The organism is Roseofilum acuticapitatum BLCC-M154, from assembly GCF_030068475.1.
Taxonomy (GTDB): domain Bacteria; phylum Cyanobacteriota; class Cyanobacteriia; order Cyanobacteriales; family Desertifilaceae; genus Roseofilum; species Roseofilum acuticapitatum.
Genome location: NZ_JAQOSP010000136.1, coordinates 1 through 9,493, shown reverse-complemented (window position 1 = coordinate 9,493; position 9,493 = coordinate 1). Strand labels below are relative to the sequence as shown.

Below are 9,493 nucleotides of genomic sequence, written 5' to 3'. Positions count from 1 at the left end.
TCCTTGATTTTTTTGAATTCTTCGATTAGGCTAGTAAGCATGATTTAATTTTTTGGAAAAAAGTGAGCTTTTCTTAATTTTACCGGGAAAAGTTCACTTTTCTTTTAAAGATTGCCCCGGACTTTGAAAACCCCCTGCTTTTTAAGGGGGATTTAGGGGGATCAAGATGTCCCACATAACAGCGAAAACTGCTGTAATCGAATCTATTATAACTTTAGCTGAAAATGCCTAAGCCATTATGGACTCTAGCTGCTGTAGAAGGGGGACGGTTAATCATTTGCCCGCCTAACATTAAACTGGTGGAACTGCCGCCATCTAAGTTTAAGGCGTGAATAGCTCCGAGTTTCTGCATGAGTTGGGCAGTTTCGGTTAAACTTGCACCTAATCCTCCAATGCGGTTATGGATGGTGACGAGCATAAATTCACCGGATTGGGTAATTCCGAAAACGCTGCGAATGGCAGATTGTTGGGCAAAGGCACGACTAAATCCTTCGGCTTCGGCATCGACGAGAATTTGTTGATTTTTAATCAGTAAAGGGCCGCCGCCGATAATATGGGGAAAGTTGTTAAAGTTAGGGGGATTGGTTTTACTTTCTAGGGTTACGGTTGTGCCGGGCATAAGGCTGGCTTTGGCACTGGAGAGCGATCGCAACACCAGCAAATACCCCGTATCAGGAATATCTACAGCTTCCGTATTTTCTACATGGCGAGATACTTCATTATTCTCAACTACAACGATTACTTCTCCAGCAGTTAAAGGCGTATAAGTCTTTCCCCAGTGGGGCGTATAGCGAGAAATGCCCCCTTTCACATAGCCACTATTGAGAACAACTAAGGGAAAGCGTGCCCCAGTTGATGTCGTAATTGCTTCTTCTAAGGTGAGGCGGTCAATGGTATAACCGCCCTGATTATCCCAGGCGATCGCTCCCCGATTCAAGATCGGGCCAGAATACCATTTTCCTTGCCAACGAATCGCGCCCAAGGGTAATAGGTTATTGCGGTTAAAAAAGCCTGCATTAATGGCAGCTAGAGTTTTACAAAAGTCCCCCATTTTTAATAATGGGGTTGTACCTTCCATGGTATCGGCATAAGTCCAAATCGGCTCTAAATTCAGTTTTGGCGTTGGATTAGGAGACAGGGTTAAGGAAGTCACTGGAAATCGATCGGAGCCTAATGATACATATTCCTCTTTCCAGCGCAATCCGGGCAACCAAATCATATTTCGATTGCGAGGAATATCGGGGCGAATTTCTAGAATTAAGCGGTGGGGATTGGTTTGGGTAATGGCTTTTACCGAAAGTCCGGGGGGTAAGTTGCCTTCAATTAAAAGATGCTGAGAATTGGCAGTCAGGGTGGGGCGTAAGGGTTGAGAAGTATCGCCAATTACTTCTCCTTCATTGACTTCTTCGGAGGAGGGTTGATTCGTTTCTGGGGTGACGGTTGAGGGGTTTTGATAGTTGTCTAGAATGGTTTGGGAAATGGCCGTATCTAGGGTCACTTTCCAATCAAATGTATCTTGTTGGAGTTGATAGGGAGTGGGTTGGGTAAGGTTAATTTTTAGACGCAAACCGATCGCCCGATCGCCCTCAAGAATCTTCTCCGTTTGTATCCCGGTAACATTCGTCATTGGCTTAGTCATCACCAATGTATCCCCATTAACGGTGAGGGTAAAAGACTGTTGTTTGCGCCAGTCGGTAATATCCAGATGACGATAATGATGATGCTGTTGAGCGGGGAGGGGAATAGGAGGTGAAAACCATTGAATCGGTTGTTGGCTGGGGTTTTCCGTGTTGAGTAAGTCAATTCCCATACTCTGCATTAACCCAGCATCGGCGATCGCCGTTCGCGCCAATATCCCATCACTCCATTGATTCCAGGTGGCTGTATAGGTTTTGCCATTGACAGAAATCCGGGTTCCTTCCCCAATCGGCCCAGGCGGAAACACTTTTAAGATAAAGTCTGAGGCAATGGGTTCAGCTTTCCCCAACAGCACTAAAGATTGATAGAAAAAGGCCGCTACTTCTGCACGAGTTGCATCTCGGTTAGGCTGGAAAATCTCTAGATCGGGATAATTCACCACCAGGTTAGCGCGGGTGGCTAAATGCAGAGCATCGCGCCCATATTGGGGCACACTAGAGGCATCTTGATAAATCTCTTCTAGGGGAGCAAGAGGTTGGGTTTGATCCACCAGAGTATGAACCCGCAACCCACTGACTAAGGAGACAATAATCTGAATGCGGGTAATGTTAGATTGGGGACGAAATTGATTACCCGGAAAGCCAGAAATAAAGTTAGTTTCGTAGGCCCAAATGATGGCTGGAGTTGCCCAAAAATTAGCTCCAACGTCGATAAATGGGGCATAGGGTCTTTTTTTGGGTTGTTGTAGGGCAGCTTGCAAGATGACGGCATATTCAGCGCGAGTCATGGGGCGATCGGGGCGAAAGGTTCCGTCCGGGAATCCATTGACGATGCGGCGATCGCGCAATGCTTGGATGAAGGGAAAGGCCCAATGATTGAGGGTGTCGGGAAAGGAAGCCATTTGGGAGGGTAACTAACCCAGTTTCTACGACCTCCTAGGATAACATTGAAACGGTTCAAGAATCTTTTCCCCCATTCCCCCATTCCCCCATTCCCCCATTCCCCCACTACATCAAGAAGCGTTGTACAACAGGGGCTAAGTATTGAGTCAGGTGAAAGGCATCTACCCCTAGAGCAGTGCGCTCTTGAGCGGCTAAAATACCCGCTTGGGCGTGCCACCAGGTAGCGCTCTGAATGGCAATTTCTGGGGGAAGTTGGGCAACGAGTCCCCCTAAAAGACCGGTAAGGACATCGCCACTACCCCCTCTCGCTAGGGCTGGGGTGCTTTCGGGGTTGAGGTATACGGTTCCGGTGGGGCTACCTATGGCGGTTCTTGCCCCTTTGAGGAGGACGATCGCCCCGGTTTGTTGGCTGGCTTCACGAACGGCTTGGATGCGGTCTCCAGTGGGGTTAATTTCGGGGAAGAGGCGCTTAAATTCTCCGGCATGGGGGGTGAGGAGGGTGGGAGCCGATCGCCCCTTGAGGAGGGAAATACCGAGGTCAGAGAGGAGATTTAGACCGTCAGCATCGAGGATCAGGGGTTGGGAAGTCTGGAGAAGCGGGGGAAGAATGGAGGCGGCCGATCGCGTAATTCCGGGCCCGCAGGCGATCGCCTGATACTTATCCCAGTTTAGGGTATCGGGGAGTTCGGCGATCGCGCCGGTGTCGGTTTCTGGACAAGGAATAATTAGGGCTTCCGGGAGTTGGGGAACCAAGAGCGGTTTTAAGCTTTGGGGAACGGCGATCGAGAGCATCCCCACCCCAGAAGCGCGGGCCCCCAAACCGGTTAAAATGGCACTACCGGCGTATTCCTGGGAACCGCACACCAGGAGCAGATGACCGGCTTTATATTTATGAAAGAGGAGAGGACGGGGAAGGGGTAAAGCGGCGATCGCCCGTTGCCCAGTAATCCGATAACATCGAGAAGACTCAGCTAAAACTGCCTCAATATCCCCTAACGGAATCCCAAAATCAACTAACTCCACCTTTCCCAAAAACTCAAGCGCCCCATCTTGCAAACAAGCCCTTTTCCACAGTCCCAAACAGAACGTATAATCCGCACGAATCGCACAACCGAGAACTTCCCCCGTATCTGTATGAATGCCAGAGGGCAGATCGATACTAAAAACCCGCTTTTTGGATTGATTAATCTGCGCCACTTGCTCCGCCAGATCTCCAGAAATGGGGCGCTCTAGACCAAATCCAAACAAGCCATCAATCAGAAGATCGCAACTTTGCAGCAACTCCTCTAAACTCAGCCAAGGAATGCCCAAACTTTTCCCATATTCAGCATGACTCTGGGTCAATTCCTTTAACTTCCCTAACGGTTGCGTCACCGCCACATCATACCCTTGCAGATAGAGTTCCCTAGCTATGACTAAGGCATCCCCACCATTATGACCCGGCCCCACGATTACACCCACTTTAGGCAAGGTTAACCCCAATCTTTCCCATTCAGCCCTCATCCGCCGAGTCACCAAACCCGCCACCTTTTCCATCAGCGCCGCCACCGGCATTCCAGCAGCAAACAGGCGGTTCTCAATGGCTCGCATTTCGGCCGCAGTGACGACTACTTCAGAGATTTGGTTTTGGCGATCGGTCATAGTTTATTTAACCTGAGTCTGAAATTAAGACAAGAATATTACAGAAATTCTTGTTGCTATGGGACACATTCTGATCCCCCTTTCATGTCCGCTTGCGGAAAATCCCCCTTAAAAAGGGGGACTTTCTTTATTTCCCCCTTTTTTAAGGGGGGCTAGGGGGGATCGCAAGGTACTCCTGCTCATCTTTAGAAAATCAGGCGATCGCAAAATCACCCAGTTTCCTCACATGAGGAGGATGAAAAGCTAAAACAATATCTTCCTTGGGAACGCCAAGTGTCAACAATTGCTCGACCACACTCTCTGCCATCCCATCAAAATGAATCCAGATTTTATCATCACGAATTTCCAGATGAACCAGAGTTCGATGGACTCGCTTTTTCCCTTCCCATCCCTCACTAACTAAGAGAAAATGATGGCGGTCGCGATCGACAATGGGGGTGTTTGTAATTTCAGCATTGACATAGTTAATTCTAGCATAATCATTGAAGATTCCTTCAATGTAATCGCCATATTTTTCGAGTTTTTTCAAGGTCAATGTTTCCATTGGACAATTTCCTCCTTTTCAGAATCAAAAACCATGAGTTTAATCGGATTATCCGCTAAAATAATTTGCACAATTTCTTCCTGAAAAAAATCCTCGTATGTCTCTGCACGAATGGCTAAATAGAGGGCGCGATCGGGTTGGGAACGCGCCATAAGGTTAGCATAAAGAATGTACTGTCCGAGCGCTTGTTCTAAATCTTTGACTAAAGAAGGACTGTTAAAGCTTTTTATTTCTACCGCTATTTTTTCTCCTTGGCGTTCTGCCATCAGTATTTTTTCGGCTGCCAAATCCACAAAAACATCTCGTCTGCCTGCCGTTAATGTCAACGGATCGTCAGTAATGACCCAACTGTCTTTTTCTAGAGCCACTCTCACTGCATTATGATAGATGTCTTTGGCCATTGTTGTACTGTAACAATACTATTTAAGTATACAGAACGATGAGAGCGATCGCCAGTTTCTCTACTCCTAGATCCTCCCATTCCCCCATCTCCTCAATGCATCAACAAATTCCGGTCATAAGGTGCTTCAAAATCCAAAATCGGCCCTTTAGGGACAATGCGCGTTGGATTAATATCCGGATGACTGCGATAATAATGGCGCTTAATATGGTCAAAATTACAAGTTTCTGCCACTCCTGGAACCTGATAGAGTTCTTTCAGATAGCTCCATAAATTGGGATAATCGCTAATATGATGGAGATTACACTTAAAATGACCATAATAGACCACATCAAAGCGGATCAGGGTCGTAAATAAACACCAATCCGCTTGAGTAATGCGATCGCCACATAAATAAGGTTGTTGTTCTAACACCTGATCCCAATGCTCTAAAGCATCAAATAATTCTGTTAACCCTTGTTCATAGGCTTCTTGCGTTGTCGCAAAGCCAGCTCGATAGACTCCATTATTAATGGGTTGATAAATTGTATCAATAGTTCCATCAATAATATCGCGTAATTCTTCTGGGTAAAAAGTGACTTGACGTTCCGAAAACCGATTAAACTCTGTATCCAACATGCGGATGATTTCCCGCGATTCATTATTAACAATCGTCTCCGTTTTCTTGTCCCACAACACCGGAACAGTCACCCGACCGCTATAGTTAGAATCGGCTTTTAGATAAATTTGCCAGAGATAGTCAGCCTGATTAATTATATCCGGAATACAACCGGGAGCTTCAGAAAACTCCCAACCATTTTGATCGATTTCTGGATCGACCACCGATAAACCAATGGCTGATTCTAATCCTTTGAGTTTTCTCATGATCGCCGTGCGATGGGCCCAAGGACAAGCCCAAGAAATATAGAGATGATATCTTCCAGATTCAGCCTTAAATCCACTCGATCCATCGGCTGTAATTTTCTCTCTAAATGTCGTTTGGGGGCGAATAAAATTGCCTTCTCGATCGGATTGTTCCCGTCGAGAAACCCATTGACCATCGACTAATAATCCTAAACCCATAATACATATTCCTTGTAATTTAATGACACCCTTAGCAAAAAGATGGGTTTAACCTTCAGTCATTTTGAGGATAAACACAAGAGAGACAAATAACATTAATCCCAACCAAACCAGTAATACAGTATTAAAGGTGGTATGGAAATAACTGCAAACAAACAAGACCAGAAAAAAGAGAACAACGGCAACCACGAGGTAAGTTACGACTTGCCCTAAACAGCCTTGTACCGATCCAGAAAAGTCATCATCTGGGGGTCTCATAGATAGAAGAAGAATAGGTTTTAACGACCAAAGTAAACGCGAGCATTGTTTAACCCTGAATTATGTAAAAATGACATGACTTCTGCGGCTTCACTGCGGTTAGCATAGGGGCCAACTGCAACATGCATTCCCCGACGAGACCGTTTAGCTGTGACATTCACACTATTGGGAATGATTTGCCGCACGCGATTAGCTATTAGAGTAGCATTCTCTGGAGAGCTAGGAATCACCACATAATAGCCTTGATTGGCTACCAAGACTGGATTAGGATTGGTGGGGGTGCTGGTTATGGGGGGGGGATAACTGGGAGTATAGGGCCCACCGGCTAGGGTTTCCCCTTGTAGGGTAACGACTTGGGCTAAAATACCCCGCGATCGCAACTCGGACAACCTTTCCTGAGCAGAAGCACTGAACCGAAATGCACCAGCCTGAATCACTGTACGGCCGCCACTTTGGGTTAAAAAAGCATCGGGGACTACCTGTTGCACTTGCTCTAATAAGAGGGGAGAATTGCCATTAATCACCACCTTATAGGGATAGGCATTGGCAGGTAAATAGGATGGGTTAGAGTTACCGGGAATATCGGGTATAGCATTAGTCGGAGGAGGAGGGGGAAAGTTAATCGGTTGTTGTTGAATTACCGGTGGCGGTAAGATCAAGTCTTGGGCTTGAGCGCTAGGATGAACCATTAATCCTAATCCCAAGCTTCCCAGAAAGATTACCCAATTAAGTCTTGAATGGTGTTTTTGGTCGTTCATAGTGTCTTAAAAATTCAGATTCTCCCGATAAACAAGGGAGATGTTACCTTAGAAGGGTACACAAAAATAATGCTTTTGTTCACCGTTAGCTGAGTGGCCACCATGAAAAAGGTTGTCGTCGGACTCTCCGGAGGGGTAGATAGTTCTACTGCCGCAGCAGTTCTCCATCATCAAGGATACGATATTGTGGGCTTAACCCTTTGGTTGATGAAGGGGAAGGGACAGTGCTGCTCGGAAGGGATGGTGGATGCGGCGAAAATTTGCGAACAGCTTGGGGTTCCCCATTATATTGTGGATAGTCGCGAGTTGTTTGAGCAGAATATTATCGATTATTTGGTGTCGGGGTATCGGGAAGGAATTACGCCTCTACCCTGTTCCCAGTGTAATCGGGCGGTTAAGTTTGGCCCGATGATTAACTATGCAAAATCGGAGCTGGGAATTGATTATATCGCTACGGGTCATTATGCGCGAATTGCCTTTGATGAGCAGTCGGGACGCTATCAGCTTTTGAAGGCCATTGACCCGCGAAAAGATCAGTCCTATTTCTTGTATGATTTGTCTCAAGAAATTTTGGCTTCTACGTTGTTTCCCCTGGGAGAAACGCCGAAAACGGAAACTCGTCGCCTAGCGGCTGAGTTTAATTTGACGACGGCACAAAAACCGGAAAGTCAAGATTTATGCTTGGTGGAAGCCCATGGCTCCATGCAGTCGTTTTTGGATCAGTATATTAACCAGAAGACTGGGGATATTGTTGACCAAGGGGGCAAGGTGTTGGGCCACCATCAAGGGATTCATCACTATACGATTGGCCAACGGCGCGGTTTAGGCGTGGCCTATTCGGAACCGTTGTATGTGGTGGATCTTGACCCGGTGATGAATCGGGTGATTGTGGGAACCCGCGATAGTGCGGCCGATCCAGAGTGTACGGTTTGTCGGGTCAATTGGGTGTCAATTGCGCCACCGGATAGCCCCATTCGCGCTGAGGTGCGGATTCGCTATCGTTCGCAACCCGTGCCAGTAACGGTGGTTCCTTTACCGGAAAATCGGGTGCATTTGCGCTTTGATGAACCGCAGTTTGGGGTAACACCAGGACAAGGGGCGGTTTGGTATGAAGGCGATCGCCTCCTCGGAGGTGGTATCATTGAACGCAAGTCCAAACTTTAGACGTTCTCAACCCGTAATATCAAGTCCGTTGGATCTGTTATAGTCTGTCATTGCGAACGGAACGCAGTGGAGTGAAGCAATCTCGATCATCTCGCTAATTGTAGCGATTGCTTCCCTCCGATCGCAATGACAACTGTTTAACCAGACTTGATATGATATGATTTCCGAACATCTTTCACCTGAATTAGCACAAGTTTTCTTAGACGGATTACCGGAAACCATTCGTGATGGACTCTTAAGACGCGCTCAACAAATGAACTATCCAGTGTGGGCGGTTCTTGAAATGGCGATCGCCGGTTATCTGGATGAAGAGGCTTTATCCTTTACGGATTGTCAACCTAAACTAGACTAGCGTTTGGGTATGAGGGCGATCGCGAAAGTGCAAAGAAACCGGGTTTCTATGAGAACTTGGGATAGAGTTGAGAATCTGGACAGAAACCCGGTTTCTAACCTGGCGATCGGGTTATTGCCTGGGTAAGAGTGGTGTGATGTAGGCTAACAATTCAGGAATATACGTTTGAACAACTTGCCAGACCAGATCGAGTTTAACCTCATCATAGTCATGAACTAAGCGATCGCGCATCCCGGCAATTTGTCTCCACTCAATTGTCCCATGGCGATCGCGAAATTCTGGTGAAAGACGTTTGACGACTTCACCAATAATTGTGATTTCGTATAAAACAGCGAGTTGTGTTCTTTCATCCTGCTCAAAATCGGCTTCTGTCATATTCTCGGTTAATCGGAGAATCGTTCGACAGAATTTAGCAATATCAAACAAATAGGATTCGTCCCGATTCATAGATTACCTGTGCTGTACTGAGAATATTTTGGCGACGAATCCAGTTATCACTGTCGATGACTGAAGATTTTTCAATCAAGTCCACCGAGCGATCAAGCCAATCTTCAAATTGATATTGTATCTTCACCAAATCCATTAAACTCATCCGAGAACGAAACTCATCCTCAAAGACAACTAAAAGATCGATATCGCTATCTGGGTTAAAATCTTCTCGGAGAATCGAGCCAAATACAGAGACTTCCACGATACCCGACTGCTGGCAAAAATCAGCCAGTTGTTCTCGCGTAATTCCTAGGCGCTCATCAAGCAGGCGATCGCATATTTTTG

The 9,493-nt window shown here is 46.6% G+C and carries 11 protein-coding genes; 2 read left to right on the top strand and 9 right to left on the bottom strand.

All coding sequences use genetic code 11. The features are described from left to right. Positions 1 to 214 precede the first annotated feature (214 nt). The 7 genes from PMG71_RS21380 to PMG71_RS21350 all read right to left on the bottom strand — a co-directional run bounded on the left by PMG71_RS21380 (position 215) and on the right by PMG71_RS21350 (position 7,203). Positions 215 to 2,539: a phosphodiester glycosidase family protein gene (locus tag PMG71_RS21380; RefSeq protein WP_283755762.1), complete on the bottom strand. Its 2,325-nt coding sequence runs from the start codon at positions 2,537 to 2,539 to the stop codon at positions 215 to 217. A gap of 106 nt (positions 2,540 to 2,645) precedes the next feature. Next, positions 2,646 to 4,181: an NAD(P)H-hydrate dehydratase gene (locus PMG71_RS21375; protein ID WP_283755761.1), complete on the bottom strand. Its 1,536-nt coding sequence runs from the start codon at positions 4,179 to 4,181 to the stop codon at positions 2,646 to 2,648. A gap of 193 nt (positions 4,182 to 4,374) precedes the next feature. Further along, positions 4,375 to 4,725, bottom strand: coding sequence for a XisI protein (locus PMG71_RS21370; RefSeq protein WP_283755760.1), 351 nt, complete (start codon positions 4,723 to 4,725; stop codon positions 4,375 to 4,377). Continuing rightward, on the bottom strand, positions 4,713 to 5,126 hold the full coding sequence (locus PMG71_RS21365) for an element excision factor XisH family protein (RefSeq protein ID WP_283755759.1): 414 nt from the start codon (positions 5,124 to 5,126) through the stop codon (positions 4,713 to 4,715). Before PMG71_RS21365 ends, PMG71_RS21370 begins: the two co-directional genes overlap by 13 nt. 92 nt (positions 5,127 to 5,218) lie before the next feature. Next, positions 5,219 to 6,187 (bottom strand): glutathione S-transferase family protein, encoded by a 969-nt coding sequence (locus tag PMG71_RS21360; protein WP_283755758.1) that lies wholly within the window; start codon positions 6,185 to 6,187, stop codon positions 5,219 to 5,221. Between the two features lie 48 nt (positions 6,188 to 6,235). Then, on the bottom strand, positions 6,236 to 6,445 hold the full coding sequence (locus PMG71_RS21355) for a hypothetical protein (RefSeq protein ID WP_283755757.1): 210 nt from the start codon (positions 6,443 to 6,445) through the stop codon (positions 6,236 to 6,238). A 20-nt stretch (positions 6,446 to 6,465) separates the two neighbouring features. Next, positions 6,466 to 7,203 (bottom strand): SPOR domain-containing protein, encoded by a 738-nt coding sequence (locus PMG71_RS21350; protein ID WP_283755756.1) that lies wholly within the window; start codon positions 7,201 to 7,203, stop codon positions 6,466 to 6,468. A 102-nt stretch (positions 7,204 to 7,305) separates the two neighbouring features. On the opposite strand from PMG71_RS21350, the gene mnmA reads away from it, so the two are divergent. Continuing rightward, a complete protein-coding gene (gene mnmA, locus PMG71_RS21345; RefSeq protein ID WP_283755755.1) occupies positions 7,306 to 8,367 on the top strand; it encodes a tRNA 2-thiouridine(34) synthase MnmA in 1,062 nt (353 codons plus the stop codon). A gap of 157 nt (positions 8,368 to 8,524) precedes the next feature. Beyond that, complete coding sequence (locus PMG71_RS21340) at positions 8,525 to 8,719, top strand: hypothetical protein (RefSeq protein ID WP_283755754.1); 195 nt, start codon at positions 8,525 to 8,527, stop codon at positions 8,717 to 8,719. Between the two features lie 111 nt (positions 8,720 to 8,830). Here PMG71_RS21340 and PMG71_RS21335 read toward each other — a convergent pair whose 3' ends face one another. Continuing rightward, the gene (locus tag PMG71_RS21335) at positions 8,831 to 9,166 is read right to left on the bottom strand and encodes a HepT-like ribonuclease domain-containing protein (RefSeq protein ID WP_283755753.1); all 336 of its coding nucleotides are present in this window, start codon (positions 9,164 to 9,166) and stop codon (positions 8,831 to 8,833) included. Beyond that, positions 9,138 to 9,488 (bottom strand): nucleotidyltransferase family protein, encoded by a 351-nt coding sequence (locus tag PMG71_RS21330; RefSeq protein ID WP_347179360.1) that lies wholly within the window; start codon positions 9,486 to 9,488, stop codon positions 9,138 to 9,140. Before PMG71_RS21330 ends, PMG71_RS21335 begins: the two co-directional genes overlap by 29 nt. Between the last annotated feature and the right edge of the window lie 5 nt (positions 9,489 to 9,493).

Bases quoted from the DNA above. Each gene is read 5' to 3' on its own strand.
- PMG71_RS21380 (WP_283755762.1), bottom strand. From the start codon at position 2,539: ATGGCTTCCTTTCCCGACACCCTCAATCATTGGGCCTTTCCCTTCATC.
- PMG71_RS21375 (WP_283755761.1), bottom strand. From the start codon at position 4,181: ATGACCGATCGCCAAAACCAAATCTCTGAAGTAGTCGTCACTGCGGCC.
- PMG71_RS21370 (WP_283755760.1), bottom strand. From the start codon at position 4,725: ATGGAAACATTGACCTTGAAAAAACTCGAAAAATATGGCGATTACATT.
- PMG71_RS21365 (WP_283755759.1), bottom strand. From the start codon at position 5,126: ATGGCCAAAGACATCTATCATAATGCAGTGAGAGTGGCTCTAGAAAAA.
- PMG71_RS21360 (WP_283755758.1), bottom strand. From the start codon at position 6,187: ATGGGTTTAGGATTATTAGTCGATGGTCAATGGGTTTCTCGACGGGAA.
- PMG71_RS21355 (WP_283755757.1), bottom strand. From the start codon at position 6,445: ATGAGACCCCCAGATGATGACTTTTCTGGATCGGTACAAGGCTGTTTA.
- PMG71_RS21350 (WP_283755756.1), bottom strand. From the start codon at position 7,203: ATGAACGACCAAAAACACCATTCAAGACTTAATTGGGTAATCTTTCTG.
- mnmA (WP_283755755.1), top strand. From the start codon at position 7,306: ATGAAAAAGGTTGTCGTCGGACTCTCCGGAGGGGTAGATAGTTCTACT.
- PMG71_RS21340 (WP_283755754.1), top strand. From the start codon at position 8,525: ATGATTTCCGAACATCTTTCACCTGAATTAGCACAAGTTTTCTTAGAC.
- PMG71_RS21335 (WP_283755753.1), bottom strand. From the start codon at position 9,166: ATGAATCGGGACGAATCCTATTTGTTTGATATTGCTAAATTCTGTCGA.